The sequence below is a fragment of the Aneurinibacillus migulanus genome, assembly GCF_001274715.1.
Classification (GTDB): Bacteria; Bacillota; Bacilli; order Aneurinibacillales; family Aneurinibacillaceae; genus Aneurinibacillus; species Aneurinibacillus migulanus.
This window is the reverse complement of sequence record NZ_LGUG01000004.1, coordinates 96,559-120,704: the sequence shown is the minus strand read 5'-3', so window position 1 is coordinate 120,704 and position 24,146 is coordinate 96,559. Positions and strand designations below refer to the sequence as shown.

Annotated in this window: 19 protein-coding genes and 1 pseudogene; all 20 read right to left on the bottom strand. The window is 47.0% G+C overall.

The window, feature by feature from the left end; translation table 11 throughout:
- Window positions 1-183: 183 nt before the first annotated feature.
- Window positions 184-1,152 (bottom strand): class II fructose-bisphosphatase, encoded by a 969-nt coding sequence (gene glpX / locus AF333_RS02235; protein ID WP_043067532.1) that lies wholly within the window; start codon window positions 1,150-1,152, stop codon window positions 184-186.
- 21 nt (window positions 1,153-1,173) lie between these two features.
- Entirely contained in the window at window positions 1,174-2,442 is a 1,269-nt protein-coding gene (locus AF333_RS02230; protein ID WP_043067531.1) for a UDP-N-acetylglucosamine 1-carboxyvinyltransferase, read from the bottom strand.
- Window positions 2,443-2,516: 74 nt separating this feature from the next.
- Window positions 2,517-3,164 carry a fructose-6-phosphate aldolase gene (fsa, locus tag AF333_RS02225; RefSeq protein WP_043067530.1) on the bottom strand — a complete coding sequence of 216 codons (648 nt, stop codon included), beginning with the start codon at window positions 3,162-3,164 and terminating at the stop codon, window positions 2,517-2,519.
- Window positions 3,165-3,201: 37 nt separating this feature from the next.
- A complete protein-coding gene (fba, locus tag AF333_RS02220) occupies window positions 3,202-4,065 on the bottom strand; it encodes a class II fructose-1,6-bisphosphate aldolase (RefSeq protein WP_043067529.1) in 864 nt (287 codons plus the stop codon).
- 63 nt (window positions 4,066-4,128) lie between these two features.
- Window positions 4,129-4,494: a response regulator gene (locus AF333_RS02215; RefSeq protein ID WP_043067528.1), complete on the bottom strand. Its 366-nt coding sequence runs from the start codon at window positions 4,492-4,494 to the stop codon at window positions 4,129-4,131.
- 155 nt (window positions 4,495-4,649) lie between these two features.
- Entirely contained in the window at window positions 4,650-6,251 is a 1,602-nt protein-coding gene (locus tag AF333_RS02210; protein ID WP_043067527.1) for a CTP synthase, read from the bottom strand.
- 189 nt (window positions 6,252-6,440) lie between these two features.
- Entirely contained in the window at window positions 6,441-6,962 is a 522-nt protein-coding gene (rpoE, locus tag AF333_RS02205) for a DNA-directed RNA polymerase subunit delta (protein ID WP_043067526.1), read from the bottom strand.
- 303 nt (window positions 6,963-7,265) lie between these two features.
- Window positions 7,266-10,520: a fused isobutyryl-CoA mutase/GTPase IcmF gene (icmF, locus tag AF333_RS02200; protein ID WP_043067525.1), complete on the bottom strand. Its 3,255-nt coding sequence runs from the start codon at window positions 10,518-10,520 to the stop codon at window positions 7,266-7,268.
- A gap of 111 nt (window positions 10,521-10,631) precedes the next feature.
- The gene (locus AF333_RS02195; RefSeq protein WP_043067524.1) at window positions 10,632-11,258 is read right to left on the bottom strand and encodes a TetR/AcrR family transcriptional regulator; all 627 of its coding nucleotides are present in this window, start codon (window positions 11,256-11,258) and stop codon (window positions 10,632-10,634) included.
- A gap of 134 nt (window positions 11,259-11,392) precedes the next feature.
- Window positions 11,393-12,337 (bottom strand): methylmalonyl Co-A mutase-associated GTPase MeaB, encoded by a 945-nt coding sequence (meaB, locus tag AF333_RS02190; protein ID WP_043067523.1) that lies wholly within the window; start codon window positions 12,335-12,337, stop codon window positions 11,393-11,395.
- 13 nt (window positions 12,338-12,350) lie between these two features.
- Window positions 12,351-13,493 carry an acyl-CoA dehydrogenase gene (locus tag AF333_RS02185; protein ID WP_043067522.1) on the bottom strand — a complete coding sequence of 381 codons (1,143 nt, stop codon included), beginning with the start codon at window positions 13,491-13,493 and terminating at the stop codon, window positions 12,351-12,353.
- A gap of 70 nt (window positions 13,494-13,563) precedes the next feature.
- Complete coding sequence (locus AF333_RS02180; protein ID WP_043067521.1) at window positions 13,564-14,703, bottom strand: acyl-CoA dehydrogenase; 1,140 nt, start codon at window positions 14,701-14,703, stop codon at window positions 13,564-13,566.
- A gap of 32 nt (window positions 14,704-14,735) precedes the next feature.
- On the bottom strand, window positions 14,736-15,587 hold the full coding sequence (locus tag AF333_RS02175) for a 3-hydroxybutyryl-CoA dehydrogenase (protein ID WP_043067520.1): 852 nt from the start codon (window positions 15,585-15,587) through the stop codon (window positions 14,736-14,738).
- Between the two features lie 97 nt (window positions 15,588-15,684).
- Window positions 15,685-16,872, bottom strand: a complete 1,188-nt coding sequence (locus AF333_RS02170) for an acetyl-CoA C-acetyltransferase (protein ID WP_043067519.1) — start codon at window positions 16,870-16,872, stop codon at window positions 15,685-15,687.
- A gap of 201 nt (window positions 16,873-17,073) precedes the next feature.
- Window positions 17,074-17,940: an agmatinase gene (gene speB, locus AF333_RS02165; protein ID WP_043066517.1), complete on the bottom strand. Its 867-nt coding sequence runs from the start codon at window positions 17,938-17,940 to the stop codon at window positions 17,074-17,076.
- A gap of 12 nt (window positions 17,941-17,952) precedes the next feature.
- A pseudogene (gene speE / locus AF333_RS02160) lies at window positions 17,953-18,684 on the bottom strand (polyamine aminopropyltransferase); the annotation flags it as partial.
- Between the two features lie 1,068 nt (window positions 18,685-19,752).
- A complete protein-coding gene (gene argS, locus AF333_RS02155) occupies window positions 19,753-21,423 on the bottom strand; it encodes an arginine--tRNA ligase (protein ID WP_043066518.1) in 1,671 nt (556 codons plus the stop codon).
- Window positions 21,424-21,434: 11 nt separating this feature from the next.
- Window positions 21,435-21,884 carry a DUF1934 domain-containing protein gene (locus tag AF333_RS02150; protein ID WP_052520227.1) on the bottom strand — a complete coding sequence of 150 codons (450 nt, stop codon included), beginning with the start codon at window positions 21,882-21,884 and terminating at the stop codon, window positions 21,435-21,437.
- A gap of 463 nt (window positions 21,885-22,347) precedes the next feature.
- Window positions 22,348-23,214: an agmatinase gene (gene speB, locus AF333_RS02145; protein ID WP_043066517.1), complete on the bottom strand. Its 867-nt coding sequence runs from the start codon at window positions 23,212-23,214 to the stop codon at window positions 22,348-22,350.
- Between the two features lie 12 nt (window positions 23,215-23,226).
- Complete coding sequence (gene speE / locus AF333_RS02140; RefSeq protein ID WP_043066516.1) at window positions 23,227-24,057, bottom strand: polyamine aminopropyltransferase; 831 nt, start codon at window positions 24,055-24,057, stop codon at window positions 23,227-23,229.
- Window positions 24,058-24,146 lie beyond the last annotated feature (89 nt).

Here is a 24,146-nt window from a genome sequence, read left to right as displayed (position 1 = left end):
CTTACCCCAATATTTGAATAAAGACAGTGTTTCAAAATCTATTTATCCCGCCTTAACGGGCAGTAATCCCCCCCATCTCAAGACTTAGAGAAATCGGGGAATATAGGTGGGGGGTGAAAAAAACCACTGTGTGAAGTATCACTTTATGCATATCATGAACAGTCTATCCGGTTTGCTGTCAGACTAATCCTTCATAACAAATTGCGGTTTGCGCTCAAGACGGTGCTGCCCATCGATAAAGCGAACTGTACCCGACTTAGCACGCATAACAACGGATTGTGTGAATGCACTCGTACCTTCGAAGCGCACACCTTTCAACAATTCACCTTCCGTTACACCAGTAGCCGCAAAAATACAATCATCACCTCTAACAAGATCGTCCATCAGTAGCACTTGATTTGGATTAGCAAGTCCCATTTTCTTGCAACGCTCAAATTCTGCTTCATTGTCAGGAACGAGTCGTCCCTGCAATTCACCGCCGAGACATTTTAACGCTACTGCTGCGATAACCCCTTCCGGAGCTCCTCCAATACCGAACAGAATATCCACTCCGGTATGCCCAAATGCCGTATTAATAGCACCTGCGACATCACCGTCAGAGATAAGCTTAATACGAGCACCTGCCTCACGGATTTCTTCAATAATTCTGGCATGGCGTTCGCGGTCCATAACACATGCTACCAGGTCGCTAATATCCTTACCTTTAGCCTGTGCTACCGCTTTTAAGTTATCAATAATCGGTGCGGTAATATCTACTTTACCAGCCGCTTCCGGGCCTACTGCCAGCTTGTCCATATACATATCAGGCGCATGCAGTAGATTCCCGCGGTCCGCTACCGCCAATACCGTAAGCGCATTCCATGTTCCTTTAGCCACGATGTTAGTGCCTTCAAGCGGATCGACTGCCACGTCTACTTCCGGTCCGATGCCCTGACCTAGCTTCTCTCCGATATACAGCATCGGTGCTTCATCCATTTCACCTTCACCGATTACGACGGTTCCTTGCATCGGTACAGTATCGAATACGGCACGCATTGCAGTCGTAGCGGCATCATCCGCATCCTCTTTCTTACCGCGTCCCATCCATCGGGCAGACGCGAGCGCCGCCGCTTCTGTTACACGCACTAATTCAAGTGTTAAACTGCGTTCCATTTCCTGTCATCTCCTGTTTTGTTAGTAAGCTCTTTGGATCGGTTTTTCACGCCACATCACGGCACCAAGACTCTTCAACTTTTCTTCCAATTCGGCATATCCACGGTCAATGTGGTGTACCCCGGTAATTTCGGTTATTCCATCAGCCATTAATCCAGCTATAACGAGCGCTGCTCCAGCCCTTAAATCTGTCGCCATGACTTTACTGCCTACAAGCGGTGTCTTGCCCTCAATGACAGCCGAGCGACCCTCTACTTTAATTTTGGCTCCCATATTCAACAGATGTTCGGCATGTTTAAAACGGGCATGATAAATATTATCTGTCACAATACTTGTGCCATTTGCGGCGGTTAACAAGGAAGTTATGGGTTGTTGAAGATCAGTGGGAAATCCGGGGTAAGGGAGCGTTTTTATATCGATCGCTTCGTATGAGTCTCTCCCAATAACGTGAACGGCATCGTCCTCTTCTTCCACTTGTACGTTCATCTCCCGCAACTTAGCTGTAAGAGACTCCATGTGGCGGGGAATAATGTTGTCAATCACTACGTCGCCGCCCGTCGCTGCAGCGGCAATCATATAGGTACCTGCTTCGATTCGGTCGGGAATAATCGAATGCCAGCAACCGCTCAGCTTCTCGATTCCCTCAATTCTGATTACATCGGTTCCAGCGCCTTTGATGCTAGCACCCATTGCGTTCAGCAGTGTAGCCACATCGATAATCTCCGGCTCTTTCGCCGCATTTTCGATAATGGTTTTGCCTTTGGCTCGACAGGCTGCCAGCATAATATTAATCGTAGCTCCTACACTTACGACATCCAGATACACTTTACTGCCGACAAGTTCTTTAGCTTGAATATGTAAAGAACCGTGCTCATGAGACATACGCGCGCCAAGCGCTTCAAATCCCTTGACATGCTGATCAATTGGCCTCGGACCTAGATTACAGCCGCCAGGCATGCCGATAATCGCTTCACCGAAACGGCCCAACATAGCGCCCATCAAATAATAGGAAGCTCTTAACTCTTTGATTTTACCGTTAGGCATCGGCTTCGCTTCCATTCGAGTTGAGTCGATGCGCAGCATATCGTTATCTTGCTCGACCGTTGCTCCCAAATCTTGCAGAATCTCACTATAGATGTGAACATCGCTGATATCCGGCACATTCTCCAAAACAACCTCCGCGCCCGCAAGAATTGCAGCGGGAATGAGCGCTACCGCGCTGTTCTTCGCTCCGCTGATTTGAATTCGGCCTGTCAGCTTCCGTCCGCCTTCAATAAACAATTTCTCCACAGATCGATTCTCCTTACTCAATGGGAAAAAGCACCTTTTCTCATCGCTTTTTGAAAAGGTGCTTCTTTCCGGTATTATTTTTGCTGCGCTTGCTCCCAATCCGCAAGAAAGCGTTCAATGCCAGCATCAGTTAACGGATGCTGCGCCATTTGCTTGAAAATCTTGTATGGAATGGTTGCGATGTCCGCTCCCATCTTCGCGCATTCTACTACATGCAGTGGATGGCGTACACTCGCCGAAATAATCTCAGTTTCAATATCATGAATCTCAAAAATTTCCGAGATGTCCGAAATCAACTGCAGACCGTCCTGGGAAATATCATCAAGGCGTCCAAGGAATGGCGATACATAAGTCGCTCCTGCGCGTGCAGCCAAAAGTGCTTGTGTCGCTGAGAATACAAGCGTTACATTCGTTTTGATTTTTTTCTTGGTAAAATGTTTGACCGCTTTTAAGCCTTCTACCGTCATCGGCACTTTAATCACGATATTCTTGGAAAGAGAAGCAAGCTTTTCCCCTTCTTCAATCATGCCTTCGGCTTCCAGACTGATAACTTCGGCACTAATCGGGCCATCGATGATATCGATGATTTCTTTCAGGGTCTCTACAAAGTCACGGCCTTCTTTCGCTACAAGAGAAGGGTTGGTCGTAACTCCGGCCAACACGCCCCACTCATTCACTTCGCGAATTTCATTTACATTTGCTGTATCGATAAAAAATCTCATAATACACTCCTTCTGTCTTCACGCTGACAAAATGGTGTTACGCTTTGTTGCTGCTTCCAAACTCGCGCATTTTGCCTTTAACAGTTTCTTTAATAGTGTCACGTGCAGGTCCCAGATATTTACGCGGATCATACAGTTCCGGTTTTGCATCGAGAACTTCACGGACCGTTTTGGCCGATGCGATTTGATTCTCCGTATTCACATTGATTTTCGCTGTACCAAGCGAAATCGCACGTTGGATATCTTTTGTCGGAATACCTGTACCACCGTGCAGAACAAGTGGAACTCCTGTCAACTTCATGACTTCTTCCATTCTATCAAAGCCTAGGTTCGGTTCGCCCTTGTATGGACCATGAACAGAGCCAAGTGCTGGAGCAAAGCAATCTACGCCAGTCTCGCGCACAAGTTTATCACATTCTGCCGGAATTGCATACGCCGCTTCCGCATCTTGCACAATCAGGTCGTCTTCCTGACCACCGATACGGCCGAGCTCAGCCTCCACGGACACACCTAGCGCATGCGCCACATCTACGACACGCTTGGTTAAGGCAATATTCTCTTCTAGCGGGTGATGGGAGCCGTCAATCATAACGGATGTAAAGCCGGCATGAATGGCTTCCACGCACTTCTCGAAGGAAGAGCCGTGATCCAGATGAATCGCTACCGGGACAGTAATTTTATATTCTTCCATTAAAGCTTGTACAATAGCTACAACCAGCTTAAAACCGCCCATATAACGAGCTGCACCTTCACTTACTCCAAGGATGACAGGGGATTTCTCTTCTTCTGCCGCCTGCAGAATCGCTTGCGTAAACTCAAGATTGTTCAAGTTAAACTGACCAACCGCATACTTCCCTTCTACGGCTTTGTTTAACATGTCTGTCATCGAAACTAATGGCATATGTAAGATCCTCCTTGTTTTGTGCATACTCTCAAACATTGCTTATTATACCACAATGAAAGATCAGCATGCGAGTTGCTTATTTACTGCCGCTCGCAGTTCATCAATGTCAAACGGCTTAGTGAAATGGGTCAGGGCGCCGAGTTCCGTCGCTTCTTTAATCATATCCAATTCGCCATACGCTGTCATCATGATCACCTTGGTTTCTGGAGCGATTTTTTTAATTTCCTTCAAAATCTCAAGCCCGTCCATGCCGGGAATTTTCATATCAAGAATGACAAGGTCAGGCGAATCGCCCGTGACAATTTCCAATGCCTGCTTTCCATTGGCAGCCTGAAACGTCTGGTACCCTTCCTTCCCAAATACCTCAAACAGCAGAACGCGAATCCCGTATTGGTCATCGACTATCAATACTTTTTTATCCTTCATGCTGCTCCCCCTCTCATTCTCATGCACAACAAATATGTATGCTGACTCTACAATAATACAAGAGTTCGATAAATCCTAAAAAATTCCTGCTTTTTATCTTTGACACAACAAAGAAAAAAGACGAGCGGTCGCTCGTCCTTTAGTATTATTTACTATTATTTTCTCAGTTTTAATGCTGCTCCGACGAAATCACGGAAAAGCGGCTGCGGACGGTTCGGACGGGAGGCGAATTCCGGATGGAATTGGCTTGCCACAAACCAAGGATGATCCGGCAGCTCAACGATTTCTACCAAGCGACCGTCCGGTGATGTACCACTAAACTTAAGTCCTGCATCTTTCAATGCTTCGCGGTATTGGTTATTAAACTCATAGCGATGGCGATGACGCTCGTATACGAGATCTTCATTGTAAGAAGCGTGAGCTGCCGTACCTTTTTCCATTTTGCAAGGATACAGGCCGAGTCGCATCGTACCACCAAGATTTTCGATATCCTTTTGATCCGGAAGCAGGTCGATAACCGGGTATTGGGTAGATGGATTGATTTCCGAACTGTTCGCATCTTTCATGCCGACGACATGACGGGCAAATTCGATAACCGCTACCTGCATTCCTAAACAAATGCCAAGGAACGGAATTTTGTTCTCACGTGCGTACTTGGCGGCGATGATTTTACCTTCTACGCCACGATCTCCGAACCCACCTGGCACAAGAATGCCGTCCACACGGCTCAGCAATTCAGAAACATTATGCTCGTACACTTCCTCAGCGTCCACCCACTCAATATTCACATCAGCATCATTCGCATAACCCGCATGATACAACGCCTCTGCCACGCTGATATATGCGTCATGCAGCGCCACGTATTTACCGACGATAGCAATGGTCGTCTTGTGGGAAAGGTTTTTGATTTTGTGAAGCATCTGTTTCCATTCTGTCATATCCGCTTCCGGGCAAGTGAGGTTCAAATGGTTGCACACATATTCGTCCGCTCCCTGCTCTTTCAGGGTTAATGGGACTTCATACAGCGATTCGGCATCCACCATTTCGATAACCGCTTTTGGATCGATATCGCAGAAGAGTGCGATTTTATCTTTCATATCCTGAGACATCGGATGCTCTGTGCGGCATACAATTACATTCGGCTGAATTCCTAAGCTGCGCAGCTCTTTGACACTGTGCTGAGTCGGCTTCGTCTTCATTTCACCAGCAGCTGCCAAATATGGTACAAGTGTACAATGGATATACATTACGTTATCACGACCGACATCGCTCTTGATCTGACGAATCGCTTCTAGGAACGGAAGACTTTCAATATCTCCTACCGTACCGCCAATTTCCGTAATAACGACATCCGCATTCGTCTCGCGCCCTGCACGGAAAACACGCTCTTTGATTTCATTGGTAATGTGTGGAATAACCTGTACGGTTCCGCCCAGATAGTCGCCACGACGCTCTTTCGTAATAACGGAAGAGTAGATTTTACCCGTCGTTACATTACTGTTGGAATTCAGATTAATATCGATGAACCGTTCGTAGTGTCCAAGGTCAAGATCCGTTTCAGCCCCATCCTGAGTAACGAATACTTCTCCATGCTGGTACGGGCTCATTGTACCCGGATCCACGTTAATATAAGGGTCAAACTTCTGAATCGTTACCTGCAGACCACGGTTTTTCAACAAACGTCCCAGAGAAGCGGCTGTAATCCCTTTGCCCAGAGAAGATACCACACCGCCAGTTACAAATATATACTTTGCCATACAAATAAACCCCTCTTTCTTTGCCCATTCAATACTTTTCCACAAAACAGGTAGCTGTATGAATCTAGAAAATAAAAAAAACAAAAGAGATCCCCAACCGAGTATTTTCGGAGGGGCACTTTTGTTTTTATTCGTTAACGATACATCGTATAGTTTTAAAGCCCAAAAAGTATTTTATCTTCCCTTGTATTACATGTCAAGGTCTTCGTCTTCATCTTCATTCTCTAATTCTTCATCGTCCAGGTCTTCATCGAATTCTTCATCCGTTTCTTTCTCATCATCAGCGAAGTCATCGTCTACATCTACGTCTTCGTCGTCCTCATCCACATCATTTACACGATCATTGTCAATCTCGTCGTATTCTTCTTCAAGCTCTTCGTCATCTTCGAAGTCATCATCATCATCCAATGCGAATTTGCCGCGGAAACCGCTCTCCGCAGACTCCTCTTGCGTTTCGACAAGATACCAGCGCTTCAGCCCCCATAGGTTTTCACCGAGGCAGATAAAGCGGCCATCAAGATTAATCTCCGTATACACTTGCGCGATCATGTCCATTGCTTCGGATTCTGACATGTTCTTCATTTCTGTTATTTCTTTATACAAATCGCGGTAATAGGCCGGTTTTTTTGATTGGTTCAACATTTGATAAGCGAGATCTACCATCGCCATTTCTTTGACTTCTTCTGCTTCCAGGTTCAAAGCATTGCTCAACCTCGGCACTTCCCTTCTTTACAGGTTTCAAATGACAAGACACAAATTATTGCATCCCGGACATACTATCCCTATTATTCAGCATTCCTTATTTTATACAATTTCAGACCTAAAATGCAAGAAAAACTCACGCCTCACGAGTTTTTCAAGTGATGCGATCGAAAGAAAGACGAGGGAAAAAATACCCTCGCCTGTTTCTTCCCCCTAGTCTAACAGGTAGTAAGACCCCTGACTAATGGAGGTTTTACTCTATACACAGCGGATTTGCTGTCCAAGACAAAAAGGTTTAGCTTTGTCTCGTTATTACATATTCCGACGATATTGCCCACCAACTTCATAGAGCGCACCTGTAATTTGACCAAGGCTGGCCACTTTCACCGTCTCCATCAATTCGGCAAAGATATTACCTCCAGAACGCGCGACTTCTTTCAGGCGCTGCAGCGCTACATTAGTGACATCCTTATGACGTTCTTGGAAGTCGCGTAGGTTATTAATCTGCTGCACCTTCTCTTCTTCCGTAGCGCGGGCAAGCTCGATCTCGTAGTCCTCCTCGGAAGAATTCGGATTCAGGAACGTATTCACACCAATAATAGGTAGCTCTCCGTTGTGCTTCAGCGTCTCATAATAGAGCGATTCCTCTTGAATCTTACTGCGCTGGTATTGTGTTTCCATCGCGCCCAGCACGCCGCCACGGTCGCTAATACGCTGGAATTCGGCCAGTACGGCCTCTTCTACCAGTTCGGTCAACTCCTCGATAATGAAAGAACCTTGCAGTGAGTTCTCGTTTTTTGCCAAACCTAGCTCTTTTGTGATAATCATCTGGATAGCCATGGCACGGCGCACGGAATTCTCTGTAGGCGTCGTGATGGCTTCATCATAAGCATTCGTATGCAGTGAGTTACAATTATCATAGATAGCCATCAGTGCCTGTAGTGTGGTGCGGATATCATTGAAATCCATCTCTTGCGCGTGCAAGGAACGTCCTGACGTTTGAATATGGTACTTTAGCTTCTGGCTGCGTTCATTACCGCCATACTTATTTTTCATAACTGTCGACCAAATACGGCGGGCAACACGCCCAAGCACGCTATACTCCGGATCGAGACCGTTACTGAAGAAGAACGACAGGTTTGGTGCAAAATCATCAATATGCATGCCACGGCTCAAATAATATTCCACGTACGTAAAGCCGTTCGCCAGCGTAAAGGCAAGCTGGGAAATCGGATTTGCACCTGCTTCAGCAATATGATAACCGGAAATACTTACCGAATAGTAATTACGAACATGGTTCTTAATGAAGTACTCCTGGATGTCTCCCATCATCTTCAGAGCGAATTCAGTCGAGAAGATACACGTATTCTGTCCTTGATCTTCTTTCAGAATATCCGCCTGTACGGTGCCACGTACACTCTTAAGCGTATAGGCCTTAATTTGCTCTGCTTCTTCCGCATTCGGCTCGCGTCCGTTCTCTTGCCTGAACTTGTCGATTTGCTGCTGAATAGCCGCATTCATATACATTGCCAGAATAATTGGCGCAGGCCCGTTAATCGTCATCGATACAGATGTGGACGGGTGGCATAAGTCGAAGCCATCATATAATTTTTTCATATCGTCCAACGTACAGATGCTAACGCCACTTGTACCGATTTTTCCATAAATATCCGGACGATAATCTGGATCTTCTCCGTATAAAGTCACACTGTCGAATGCCGTACTTAAACGCTTCGCAGCATCATCCTTAGACAAGTAGTGGAAACGGCGGTTTGTCCGTTCAGGTGTACCCTCGCCCGCGAACTGGCGCTTCGGATCTTCGCCATCACGCTTAAATGGAAATACGCCTGCAGTATAAGGAAAGTATCCTGGCAGATTCTCGCTCATAGCCCAGCGAAGAATCTCACCCCATTCTTCGAATTTCGGCAGTGCTACCTTCGGAATGCGCGTACCAGACAGAGAAGTCGTATATAGTTTGGTGACGATTTCTTTATCGCGTACTTTAGTAACAAACTCATCCTGCCTGTATGCTTCCTTCAGAGATTTCCAGTTATCCAGAATTTTTTTACTTTCCGGATGCAGCTTTTCTTCATAGTGTGAGATAAGCTTATCGATTTCTTTCTTTAAGTCAGATGCAAGCTCACCCGTCTGAGATGATAATTCTTCCTTCGTGCCTTTCAGCTGGAACAGCTTGCGCGCGACTTGCACCTGCTGCTCGGTAAACTTCTTATATTGATGCACTGTATTTACGATTTCAGCTAGATAGTGAATACGGTCAGACGGAATGACATACTGCTTCTTGGATTTGGTATCACCGGAAATATCGAGTGTGGTCGACCACTCTGTGCCTGTTTTCTCGCTAACGATCCTCATCAGGTTTACAAAGAGCACGTTCGTGCCTGGATCGTTGAACTGGCTGGCAATCGTGCCGTATACCGGGATATCCTCGTCCTTCATATCAAAGATGGCGCGACTTCGTGTCCACTGTTTCTTCACATCGCGCAACGCATCTTCCGAACCGCGTCGTTCGAATTTGTTGATGGCAATAATATCGGCATAATCGATCATATCGATTTTCTCAAGCTGAGTCGGCGCACCAAACTCGCTGGTCATTACATACATTGCAATATCGCACACTTGCGTAATTTGCGCATCGCCCTGCCCGATACCGGACGTCTCAACAATAATGAAATCATAGCCCGCCGCTTTCACAATATTAATCGCATCACCAATAGCTTTGCTAAGCTCGCTGTGAGACTTACGCGTTGCCAGGGAACGCATGTATACGCGCGGCGAGTTAATGGCATTCATGCGAATCCGGTCACCCAGAAGCGCTCCGCCCGTTTTTTGCTTGGAAGGATCTACCGACAGAATAGCCATTGTCTTCTCCGGATATTGTTCCAGGAAACGTCGTACCAATTCATCTGTCAGCGAGCTTTTTCCCGCTCCGCCCGTTCCGGTAATACCAAGCACAGGAACCTTCTCCACCATCGCGTTGACTTTTTCAAGGGTAGCAGCTACTTCCCGGTCTTGCCTCTCTACATTCTCTTCCGCCAGCGTGATCATGCGTCCGATCGCATTCCAGCTTCGATTTTTAAGCTCGCTGATTTCTTTCTCAACCTCTTTGGGAGTCGGATAATCGGTCTGTTCAATCATGGAGTTAATCATGCCCTGTAGGCCATGCACACGCCCATCATCAGGAGAGAAAATTCTCGCAACGCCATATTCGTGCAGCTCACGAATCTCAGAAGGAACGATAACGCCACCACCGCCGCCGAACACCTTAATATGAGAAGCGTTTTTCTCTTTCAGCAAATCGACAATGTACTTGAAATACTCCACATGGCCACCCTGGTACGAACTAATCGCAATACCATGCGCATCTTCTTGAATGGCGGCATTTACAATCTCCTCTACGGAACGGTTATGCCCCAGATGAATAACCTCTACTCCTGAGGCCTGTAAGATGCGGCGCATAATATTAATCGACGCATCATGCCCATCGAACAGGCTGGCCGCCGTGACAAAACGAACATTGTGCTTCGGACGATAAATTGTCGTTTCCATCTTTATTTTCCTCCTTCAAGGTCGTGCAATAGACCCTGTGCATTCAAACTTATGTCTCCAATCGAACCGGTGCAGGATTCTTTTCCTCCTTATCCGGCCTATGACAACCCCTTACTTATCCGTCAATTCGCGCAGAATCAACGATGTCTGCATTTTTGTGAATTCTTCCAGCGTATAATCCTTGCGTAAGCTCCAACGGCGGAATGTCCACATCTCGCCAAGCACCACGATATTGTGAGCCATCAGCTTAACCGAATTTTCATCAATTTGCAGCGAGCCATCCCGTCTGCCGCGATGCAATATCTCTTCAAAAAAGCCTGTAATCTCTTCTTCCTTCGCCAGCACATATCTCATCGTTTCGCGAGGAAGTGATTTAATCTCCTGATAAATCAGCAGTACGCGATCCTGCATCTGGTCCATAACGCGCAGGAACCCTTCGATGGCCGCTTCTAGCATTACGGCTCCGCTTACACCGTTAACAAGGACTTCCTGCAATCCTTTTTCCACACCTGCGTGGATCGCATCACATACAAGGTAGAGAACGTCTTCCTTCGATTCGATATATTCATATAACGTACCGATGCTGAATCCTGAGGCACGGGAAATTTCTCGGGTAGTTGTCTTGTGAAATCCTTTGGAGATAAAAAGTTCAACCGCCGCTTCGATAATTTGCTCGCGCCGTTTCTCGATAAGTTTTGGGTCTTTTACCATTGAAGGGATTGATTTTCGTTGTTCCATCTTACTTTGCTCCTTTCCTCATGCCGACTGAGCGATTGCTCAGAGCGCAGGGAAAAAGAAAAGGCGCATCGCCTTTTCTTCCTTCCTTTTATTATACGCAGGAAGAAAATGAATTCGCAACTCTTTTCAGAATACTATTTTTCTTTTACTAATTGCTGCAGTAATTGGTGCGCTACTTCATATGGATCAATGTCACGACGAGAAACACCGTCCATCATATCTTTGTATTCTTCGCTACGCAAACGCTTGACAATGAGCTGGTGCACAGCATGTTCTACAATCTCGGACACCTCTTCCCGTAAATGGGAAGCTCGTCGCCTCTCCCATTCCTTGCTTTCCTGGAGATACGCTTTATGGTCCATAAACGCTTTCCATGCATCATCAATTCCCTTGCTCTGCGTCGTAATAGTCTTTACCACCGGGGGACGCCATGGAGAATCATGTTTGACCAAATCAAGCATCTGCTCCACTTCGCGGAATAACTTGTCCGTACCGGCCAGGTCGGCTTTGTTCAAAATAAACAAATCGGCAATTTCCATAATGCCAGCCTTGAATGCCTGCACCGTATCGCCGCCACCAGGATTAAGCACAACCGCCGTCGAGTCGGCAATATTCATGATGTCGAGCTCCGATTGACCGACACCTACCGTTTCAATGATTACAATATCCTTTCCGTATGCATCGAGTACGCGAACCGCTTCTTTCGTAGCACGCGCCAGGCCACCAAGACTTCCACGCGTACCCATGCTGCGAATAAATACGCCCTCATCCAAAAAGTGGTCCTGCATACGGATACGGTCTCCGAGAATTGCCCCTCCAGTAAAGGGACTGGTCGGATCTACCGCCACAATCCCTATCGTCAACCCCTGCTTACGCAGATACCCAATAAGCTTATCAACAAACGAGCTTTTCCCCGCACCCGGCGAGCCGGTGATACCAAGCAGAAACGCTCCTCCCGTGTGAGGGAAAAGGTCTTGCAGAATCTCCGTCTTCTCCGGGTGGTTATCCTCTATATAAGAGATCGCTCGGGCAACTGCCCGGCGATCTCCGTTGAGAATCCGTTCTACCAATGTATGCAATGCGCTCACATCCTTAGTCTTTCAGCAGATAGTTCGAGATGACAAGACGTTGGATTTCATTCGTCCCTTCATAGATTTGCGTAATTTTTGCGTCGCGCATGAAGCGCTCCACCGGATATTCGCGCGTATAGCCATAGCCGCCGAACACCTGCACCGCATCGGTCGTTACTTCCATCGCGATATCGCCTGCATACAGCTTTGCCATAGCAGACGCTTTACCGTATGGAAGGCTGCTGTCTTCAAGCACAGCCGCCTGATAGGTCAGAAGACGGGCTGCTTCCACTTTGGTCGCCATATCAGCCAGCTTAAATCCTATAGCCTGTTGAGCAGCAATCGGCTTGCCGAATTGGTGACGCTCTTTCGCATAAGCAATCGCATGCGTCAACGCTCCATCCGCAATTCCAACCGCCTGTGCAGCGATGCCGTTGCGACCGCCATCCAACGTCATCATGGCGATCTTGAAGCCTTGCCCTTCTGTACCTAGCATATTTTCCACCGGTACACGGCAATCTTCAAAAATAATTTCCGTTGTCGCAGAAGAACGGATACCGAGCTTCTTCTCTTTCTTGCCGACTTTAAAGCCCGGCGTATCGCTCGTTACGATAAATGCAGTTTGTCCTTTATGCTTCAGCTCCGGCGTGGTTGCCGCAAATACAATATAAATATCCGCCAGACCACCATTCGTGATGAAAATCTTGCTTCCGTTTAGAATATAATGGTCTCCGTCTTTCTTCGCTGTCGTCTTCATGCCCGCCGCATCAGAGCCGGAACCAGGCTCAGTCAGGCAGTATGCGCCCATGCTTTTCCCTTCTGCCAACGGACGAAGGAACTTCTGCTTCTGCTCCTCTGTACCGAATTTATAAATCGGCCAGCTCGCAAGGGACGTATGTGCGGACAGCGTAACCCCTACCGAAGAATCAACACGGGACAGTTCTTCCACTGCAATTACGTAGCTTAGAAAATCAAATCCTGCACCACCGTATTTCTCGTCCCATGGAATACCTGTCAGTCCCAATTCAGCTAGCTTGTGAAACACTTCCATATCAAAGCGTTCTTCCTCGTCACGCTCCCCGGCTTTATCGGCCAGTTCATTTTCCGCGAATTCGCGCACCATTTGGCGCAGCATTTTATGCTCTTCAGATAGTTGGAAATCCATTTCTCCCCACTCCTTACTTATTTGTTTGTCCCGATCTAACGGGCAGGAAGACCTCCACTGTATGGAAGCTTTATTTTATTAAGTGTTTAGAAATCACAATACGCTGAATCTGGTTGGTACCTTCGTAGATTTGGGTTACTTTGGCGTCACGGAAATAACGCTCGACTGGATATTCCCGCGTATAACCATAACCACCGAATACCTGCACCGCTTCCGTCGCCACGTTCATCGCAGTATCGGTCGCAAATCGCTTCGCCATGGATGCTTCCATGCCACACGTAACGCCTTGACTGCGAAGCACCGCTGCGCGGTATACGAGCAAGCGAGAAGCTTCAATTTGGGTCGCCATATCAGCCAGCTTAAAAGCAATGGCCTGCTGTGCTGCAATCGGCTTACCGAACTGGTGACGTTCTTTAGCGTAGGCTAATGCATGCTCGAATGCTCCTTCAGCAATGCCGAGACCTTGCGCCGCAATACCTATGCGTCCAATGTCCAAGTTTGCCATCGCGATGGTAAAGCCCATGCCTTCCGCGCCCAGCAAATTTTCCGCAGGCACTTCCGCGTTATCGAAAATTAATTCCGATGTATTGGAGCCATGCAATCCCATTTTCTTTTCCTTTTTGCCAACAGTAAACCCTGGTGTATCCTTTTCCACAATAAATGCCGAAATTCCTTTCGGACCTTTTGACGGATCGGTGACAGCAAACGTAATGTACGTATCCGCCACACCAGCGTTCGTAATAAAAACTTTCGAGCCGTTCAAAATATACTTATCGCCTTTTTTCACTGCAGAGGTACGCATGCTAGCCGCATCGGACCCTGCATTCGGTTCCGTCAGCGCAAAAGCTCCGATATATTCTCCGGAAGCAAGCTTTGGCACGTATTTTTTCTTCTGTTCTTCATTACCAAAATATACAATTGGATTCGTACCAACCGATGTATGCACGGATAGAATAACCCCTACAGTCGGGCTTACTTTGGAAATCTCATGAATAGCTAAAATATATGAAATAAAGTCCGCTTCTGCTCCGCCCCATTTCTCTTCGATAGGAATTCCCATTAATCCGTATTCACCCATCTTACGAATAATTTCAAGGGGGAACTCATCCGTCTCTTCCATCTTCTCTACTTGGGGTGCGATTTCCTCACGGGCAAAATCCCGCACCATGCGACGCATCATTTCTTGTTCTTCTGTAAATTGTAAATGCATGGTTTCTCCTCCTAGCTCCTGTTACCTTCTTCCTATTCGTATACGTAGAATCCGCGACCGGATTTACGTCCAAGCCATCCTGCTTTAACATACTTGCGCAGCAACGGACACGGGCGGTATTTAGAATCGCCGAACCCTTCGTGAAGTACTTCCATGATGTACAGACATGTGTCCAGTCCGATGAAATCGGCCAATGTCAACGGACCCATCGGATGGTTCATGCCAAGCTTCATCACTTCGTCAATCGCCTCCGGCGTAGCAACGCCTTCATATACACAGTAAATAGCTTCATTAATCATCGGCATCAATACACGGTTGGATACAAAGCCTGGGAAGTCATTAACTTCCACCGCCACTTTGCTCATCTTCTCGGACAATTCCGCTACGATGCGATATGTCTCATCCGATGTTGCAAGGCCACGAATGACTTCGATAAGCTTCATAACTGGAACAGGATTCATGAAGTGCATGCCAATAACTTTCTCTGGGCGATTCGTTACCGCGGCAATTTCCGTAATCGGAAGGGAAGACGTATTGCTTGCGAGAATGGCGTGTGTCGGCGTAATTTCATCGAGCTGCTTGAAAATGGCCGTTTTCACATCCATATTCTCAACAACTGCTTCTACAACAAAGTCGACATCTTTAGCATTGTTGATATCCGTTGACAAAACGATGCGATCAAGAATGGCCTGCTTTTCTTCTTCGGACTTACGGCCTTTTTCCACATCGCGTGTCAGATTCTTAGTGATAACGCCAAGACCGCGGTTTACGAACTCTTCTTTCACATCGTGTAGCACAACGTTAAGTCCAGCCTGCGCCGCTACCTGTGCAATACCGCTTCCCATCTGACCTGCGCCGATTACCATGAACTTTTTTACTTCCATCCGTCTCCACTCCTTCTATTCTTCATAAAAACTTGGATATATAGATAACAGGAGAATAGGTTGTCTCTACCTCTCTATTTTCTACCTCTTCTGCCCGTTATTCCGCTGCAGGAACCTCTACGAGAATAGCATCACCCTGTGCAGCCCCTGAGCAAATCGCCGCAATGCCAAGGCCTCCGCCGCGGCGACGTAGCTCATATATTAACGTCATCAGGATGCGCGCGCCGCTGGCTCCAATCGGATGCCCAAATGCGATAGCGCCTCCATTGACGTTTACCTTCTCTGGGTCCCAGCCTGCAATCTTCTCACTCGTTAACGTTACTGCTGCAAATGCTTCATTAACTTCAAATAAATCAATCTGGTCAATTGTATAACCTGTTTTCTTCAGCAACTTGTTAATAGCAAGACCTGGCGTGGTCGCGATATACGGCGCTTCCTGGCCGACCGCCGCATGTCCTAGAATAGTTGCCAGCGGTCTTGTGCCCAGTTCCTTTGCCTTTTCATCTGACATGACGACCATAGCTCCTGCACCATCATTTACCCCTGGCGCATTACCAGCCGTAATCGTACCATCTTTCGTAAAAACGGGAGGCAGCTTTTGTAATTGTTCTATGCTTGTTTCACGCGGGGCTTCGTCTGTATCGACAAGTATTGGATCTCCCTTGCGTTGTGGCACGGATACGGGAACGATTTCGTCTTTAAACTTCCCTTCTTTAATAGCTTGCGATGCACGTTGCTGACTCCGCAGCGCCCACTTATCTTGTGCTTCGCGAGAGATTTCATATTCAGCTGCCACATTGCTGCCGTGCACCGCCATATGCTGGCCATCATAAGCATCAGTCAATCCATCATGCAGCATTAAATCGATGATTTTTCCATCACCCATGCGCATACCCCAGCGTGCGTTTGGGACAATGTACGGCGCGTTGCTCATACTTTCCATCCCGCCCGCTACGATAACATCAGCGTCACCGGCACGGATAATCTGATCGGCCAATGTCACACTACGGAGCCCCGAAGCGCATACCTTGTTGATGGTTTCCGTTTGTACTTCCCACGGCAGACCTGCTTTGCGAGCCGCCTGACGCGAAGGGATCTGCTTGGCACCGCCCTGCAGTACCATCCCCATAATGACTTCCTCCACCATATCCGGGGAAATCCCGGCACGTTCCACAGCTTCTTTGATTACGACTCCACCCAAGTCTACCGCAGTAAGTGAAGACAACTTACCCCCAAACTTGCCGAACGGTGTGCGGGCAGCGCTTACAATAACCGATTTTTTCATTCTTTCCGCGCCTCCTTATATAATATCTTGCCTTTTCAGTACAAGCCGAACGATTGCTCAGTCAGTTTACATCTTGAAACATACCCGGCAGTGAAAACTGCCGGGTTACAGTTCTTTCCTCTTTCATTGTATCAATGTTCGCGCAAATGAAAAAGAGTTTTTATAAAGATTTTTCTAAAATCTCANTTCTTATTCATCGATTTACTTTACCATTGTTAAAATAACTTCACGAATCATCTTAGACGCAAGAATTTGTGTTCTCTCGGATTGGTCGAGCACTGGTGCTACTTCCACCAAATCAAAGCCGACGATATTGAGCTCAGACAACAGATAGATAGATTCAATCGCCTCGGCGGACGTGATACCGCCTGGTTCGGCCGTTCCCGTTCCTGGAGCAAATGCTGGGTCTATCGCATCAATATCATACGTGACGTATACCGGGCGCCCTTTCAATTCTTCAAGACATTCTTTTAGCGGCTCGATTACTTTGAACTTATGAAGGTGCATACGCTCCTTTGCAAATTCGAATTCTTCCTTCAAACCAGAACGGATACCGAACTGATATACGTTCTCCGGCTTTACATAATCGAGCGCACGTCGGATAATCGCGGAGTGGGATAGCGCTTCGCCTTCCATTTCCTCACGCAGGTCCGTATGAGCATCAATATGGACAACCACCAAGTCTGGATGCCTCTCTGCCATTACTTTAATCGGGGCCAGGCTGACAAGGTGCTCACCACCGAGCCCGATCGGGAATTTGCCATCCGCTACGATTTTGCGGACATATTCTTCGATAGCATCCAGGCTGCGCTGTGCGCTGCCGAATGGAAGCGGGATATCGCCAGCATCGAAGTACGCCACCTCGCCCAGTTCGCGGTCCGCATACGGGCTATAGTCTTCCAGATTAATCGACACTTCGCGGATACGCGTTGGGCCAAAACGGGAGCCGGGACGGAAACTGGTCGTCCAATCCATCGGCATGCCATAAATAACCGCCCGAGCGTCTTCATATGTGCTCTGCGCTTCAAAGAACGCATGACCACTATAAGATGGGTTAAAAAAATGCACGCTGACTCCCCCTTATTTCACTAAGTCTTCCACGAATTTCGGAAGTATGAACGACGCATGGTGCAAGCGCGGCGTGTAATACTTCGTTTCACGTTCCGGGATGCTGTTTACGTCAACCGCCTCCGGATCGTATTTCTTCGAACCGATCTGGAATATCCACATGCCACTTGGATACGTCGGGATATTGGCATAGTACGCTTTTGCGACCGGAAAGATCTCTTTAATATCTTTATTAACTTTGCGGATAAGGTCAGCTTTGAACCAAGGATTATCCGTCTGCGCCACGAACATGCCATCTTCTTTCAGCGCTTCATATATCCCCTGATAGAAGCCGCGCTCGAACAGCGGAGCCGCCGGACCGACCGGTTCCGTAGAATCAACCATGATTACGTCGTACAGATTTTTGCTTTTAACGATATGCATAAAGCCGTCATCTACTTTAACTTCTACGCGTGGATTATCGAGTTCACCTGCGATTTCAGGAAGATATTTCTTGGAATACTCAATAACCTTACCGTCAATATCAACCAGCGTAGCTTTTTTCACTTTCTCATGTTTCATAATCTCGCGAATGACACCACCGTCTCCACCGCCGACTACCAGCACGTTTTCAGGGTTCGGGTGTGTATTTAAGACCGGATGGGCTACCATTTCATGGTAAACGAATTCATCCTTCTGCGATGTCATCACCATGCCGTCTAAGAACAGCATGTTGCCAAACTCTTCTGTTTCCACCATATCAAGCTTGTAAGGATATGCCGCACCAAACGGCAGGTGCGAGCCTGGCTTCAGCCCTTTCCAGATTAAATCAATGGCTCCGAACTGGACCAGAAGGAAGCCATAGAACAATACGATGTGCATGACACCGCTTTTGGAATCTTTCATTAATTTTTTCTGTCCGAAAACGTTGACCCAGAAGGCATTCAATGTTCGGGTCGCGTCTTCCTTCAAGTCTGCCGCACGTCCGAGCTTAATGTACGTGACGCGGCTATAGACCAGATGAGCGAACAGATACACTGCATAGCCGACAACCGCAAAAAATACGATAAGGTTAATTAGCGGCAATATTTCCATTGGTTTCTCACTCCTTCTTATCCGCAAAAATAATCTGACTATGGCGAAAAATATTTATCTTTATAATAGCACGTTCTCACCAGTTTGTGAATGACCATTCAGTCAGATGTATTTCGCAAAATAAAATCACACTCCTATAGTGAATATTCTATCTCTTTTTCTGTTTTCCTGCTATATATAAATTACACTTAATATTTTAACATGGTAGTGTGGTTGGAAGTAGGCGATTCAGAAAAAGAAGAGGTTGGATGCGCCCTACGCTCCAGCAGAAGAAAGGCAAACGTGCCTTTTTCCGACCGCTCCCGCCCACCGCCCTTCCTTATCCGAGCATTCTTTCATCCCATGATTAAAATCACAGGTGTTCAGAACGCATTTCATAAAAACCACATCTATTGATTATTCATAGATTGGAGGAAATAAGATGCACACGTCGGTTTGTTCCCCCGTCTTTTTCTCGCAAGGAAGAGCACGGCCGCTTTGTAAAAAACAAAGGGGCCGTACGTGCCATTCTTTTCTATCCATCTGTGCATACAAGAGTGTTGATTTTTCAGAGAGAAAAAGACCACCACAACGGGCCATAAATAAGGCCTTTCGTCTCCCTTCCCAAGCGCCTGACTAGGGCAAAAAGCGGCCCTCTACGCTTTGTGTAGGAGACGAACCGACGCCTATTTGGGGCACGGTGTGGTGGCTATCCACTCTGGCTAGTACTGGATAATCAACATCCTTGAATTTAAAAAATTACATACGCTCTGGTGCGGATACACCAATGAGGCGTAGCGCATTAACGATCGTAATCTGCACGGCTTTCATTAAAGCAAGGCGCGCATGAGTAAGTCCTTCATCTTCGGTAATAACACGCTCCGCATTGTAGAAGCTGTGCAGAAGCGAGGCCAATTCATGCACATAACGTACAACACGGTGTGGAGCAAGCACCTCTGCTGCGCCTGCCACTTCTTCCGGGAATTCGCCCAGATGCTTCAGCAGGTCGATTTCCTTCTCGCTCTCTATGCGGCTGAAATCCGCTTTTGCTATGTCCAATGCAATCCCTTGCTCATCGGCCTGGCGGAAAATGCTACAAATACGTGCATGTGCATATTGTACATAGAACACCGGGTTTTCATTGGATTTGGATACAGCAAGATCCATATCAAAGTCCAGATGCGCATCCTGACTCCGCATCGCGAAGAAGTAACGTGTTGCATCGGTGCCGACTTCCTCCATCAAATCACGCATTGTAACTGCTTTACCAGTACGCTTGGACATTTTTACTTTTTCGCCGCCTTGATACAGGCTAACCATCTGATTAATAAGCACAACCAATTGGTCAGCTTCATGACCGAGGCACTGCATTGCCGCTTTCATTCGCGGAATATAACCGTGGTGGTCAGCTCCCCAAATATTAATAAGCTGTTCAAAACCGCGGCTGAACTTGTTCTCATGATACGCGATATCAGGTGTCAGGTACGTGTACGTACCATCTTGCTTAATCAAAACCCGATCCTTATCGTCACCGAAATCAGTCGAGCGAAGCCAGGTTGCTCCATCTTTATCATATACATATCCTTTTTCGCGCAGAGTTTCTACGATTTTTTCGACTGCACCGGTTTCATATAGCGATGTTTCGCTAAACCACTCGTCGAATTTCACACGGAAATCAGCAAGATCGGCTTTGATTTTCTCCAGTTCTTTATCACGGCCCCAGTTGCGGAAAAATACGAAACGCTCGTCCGGGCTCATCCTCGCATATTTGTCGCCGTCTTTTTCGGCCAACTCTTTTCCGAAATCAATGATATCCTGACCATAGTAGCCGTCTTCTGGCATCTCCATATCCTGGCCAAGAGCCTGAAAATAACGTGCTTCAAGAGAACGAGCCAAGTTTACGATCTGATTGCCCGCATCATTAATATAGTATTCACGAGATACATCATACCCCGCCATATCAAGCACATTACATAGCGCATCTCCGAAAGCAGCACCGCGTGCATGGCCCAAGTGCAGGCTTCCTGTCGGATTGGCGCTAACGAATTCGACTTGTACTTTCTTGGCTTTTCCTGAATCTGTACGGCCGTATGCTTCTCCAGCTTCAATAATCTGATCAATAACGCCAGTAAGATAGCTATTATCCATATAGAAATTAATAAAGCCAGGTCCCGCAATCTCAATCTTGGAAATGCTGGCAGCCTGCTTATCAAAGCTGGCTATGATCTCTTCGGCAATCTGGCGTGGATTTCTACGCGCGATACGAGTTAATTGCATCGCTACATTCGTTGCATAGTCGCCATGCTGCTTGTCCTTTGGTAACTCTAATGCAAAGTCTGGGATTTGCTCCGCTTCGACGATACCCGCCGCTACGACAGCCTGTTTAATCTGCTCAATAATTTTACTTTTGGTTTGTTCTACTACACTCACAATAATCCTCCTCAATATGTATTACATGATGAGCGGGTAAGCCGACACTGTACCGTATATCGCCCGATGTTCTGTTCATTCAAATGCAAATCGTATACCCAAACGGCAGCCGCAAGGTATCCCTCTTCATCATAGTGAAGCCGGACATCCCTTGTGTCGGTATCCATCGACATTTCCCCTGCCATACTAACGTATAAACCGCTCGTTTTTACGCCGGGACGGTATGACTGACGCATCGACACAAGCCCGTTACGAATGACGACAATCTCGTCTTCCTTCACTTTAACAGTTGCGTTCGTTTGCCCGTCTTCTTCCTGTTCAACATATTTTATGTACCAGGTTCCGTTCATGAAATGAAGCTGCCCCGAATAGGCGGCTTTATACGTATCGGAGGGGGCCGCTCCAAGAGAAACTTCGCTGATTAGTTCAATGCTGACTTCCTGCACGGGAGGTTTGCCCAATTGTATCACCTGAATATTTCAATTTCTGTTATCCCTCTATTCTACGAGATATCACTAAGCAGGCGCAAGACGGGCCTTCTCTTTTCCTGTTTTTCCTTAATTATAAGAAAAACTCACGGGGACCTTCGCTCGTCCTTTTCCCGCAAAGAAACCAAACGGCCGCTTTGTGTCAGTTGGGGCGGAACGACAAAACATCTGGGCATCTCGGATAAAGAAGTGACATCTATATAAATTACACTTGATATTTTGACAGGGTAGCGTGGTTGGAAGGAAGCGATTCAGAAAAAGAAGAGGTTGGATGCGCCCTGCGCTCAAGCAGAAGATAGGCAAACGTGTCTTTTTCCGACCACTCCCGCCTACCACAAAATGTGTCGATTTATCAAATCAGATGTATATATTTTCTTATCCATTAAAGGAAAAGTGCGGTCTATCCCCAGACCGCACTCTCTTCTTATTCATCGATTTACTTTACCATTGTTAAAATAACTTCACGAATCATCTTAGACGCAAGAATTTGTGTTCTCTCGGATTGGTCGAGCACTGGTGCTACTTCCACCAAATCAAAGCCGACGATATTGAGCTCAGACAACAGATAGATAGATTCAATCGCCTCGGCGGACGTGATACCGCCTGGTTCGGCCGTTCCCGTTCCTGGAGCAAATGCTGGGTCTATCGCATCAATATCATACGTGACGTATACCGGGCGCCCTTTCAATTCTTCAAGACATTCTTTTAGCGGCTCGATTACTTTGAACTTATGAAGGTGCATACGCTCCTTTGCAAATTCGAATTCTTCCTTCAAACCAGAACGGATACCGAACTGATATACGTTCTCCGGCTTTACATAATCGAGCGCACGTCGGATAATCGCGGAGTGGGATAGCGCTTCGCCTTCCATTTCCTCACGCAGGTCCGTATGAGCATCAATATGGACAACCACCAAGTCTGGATGCCTCTCTGCCATTACTTTAATCGGGGCCAGGCTGACAAGGTGCTCACCACCGAGCCCGATCGGGAATTTGCCATCCGCTACGATTTTGCGGACATATTCTTCGATAGCATCCAGGCTGCGCTGTGCGCTGCCGAATGGAAGCGGGATATCGCCAGCATCGAAGTACGCCACCTCGCCCAGTTCGCGGTCCGCATACGGGCTATAGTCTTCCAGATTAATCGACACTTCGCGGATACGCGTTGGGCCAAAACGGGAGCCGGGACGGAAACTGGTCGTCCAATCCATCGGCATGCCATAAATAACCGCCCGAGCGTCTTCATATGTGCTCTGCGCTTCAAAGAACGCATGACCACTATAAGATGGGTTAAAAAAATGCACGCTGACTCCCCCTTATTTCACTAAGTCTTCCACGAATTTCGGAAGTATGAACGACGCATGGTGCAAGCGCGGCGTGTAATACTTCGTTTCACGTTCCGGGATGCTGTTTACGTCAACCGCCTCCGGATCGTATTTCTTCGAACCGATCTGGAATATCCACATGCCACTTGGATACGTCGGGATATTGGCATAGTACGCTTTTGCGACCGGAAAGATCTCTTTAATATCTTTATTAACTTTGCGGATAAGGTCAGCTTTGAACCAAGGATTATCCGTCTGCGCCACGAACATGCCATCTTCTTTCAGCGCTTCATATATCCCCTGATAGAAGCCGCGCTCGAACAGCGGAGCCGCCGGACCGACCGGTTCCGTAGAATCAACCATGATTACGTCGTACAGATTTTTGCTTTTAACGATATGCATAAAGCCGTCATCTACTTTAACTTCTACGCGTGGATTATCGAGTTCACCTGCGATTTCAGGAAGATATTTCTTGGAATACTCAATAACCTTACCGTCAATATCAACCAGCGTAGCTTTTTTCACTTTCTCATGTTTCATAATCTCGCGAATGACACCACCGTCTCCACCGCCGACTACCAGCACGTTTTCAGGGTTCGGGTGTGTATTTAAGACCGGATGGGCTACCATTTCATGGTAAACGAATTCATCCTTCTGCGATGTCATCACCATGCCGTCTAAGAACAGCATGTTGCCAAACTCTTCTGTTTCCACCATATCAAGCTTTTGGAACTCGGTTTGTTCTGTATGTAAAGTTTTATTGATTTTAATCGTAATACCAAAATTCTCGGTTTGCTTCTCTGTAAACCAGAATCCACCCATCGTTTCCAGTCTCCTTTCACTTCCCGCACTTTTTTTGTGGGAAGCAATGTTTTTTACAAACAGTCTTAATGATAATGATCTAAAAACAA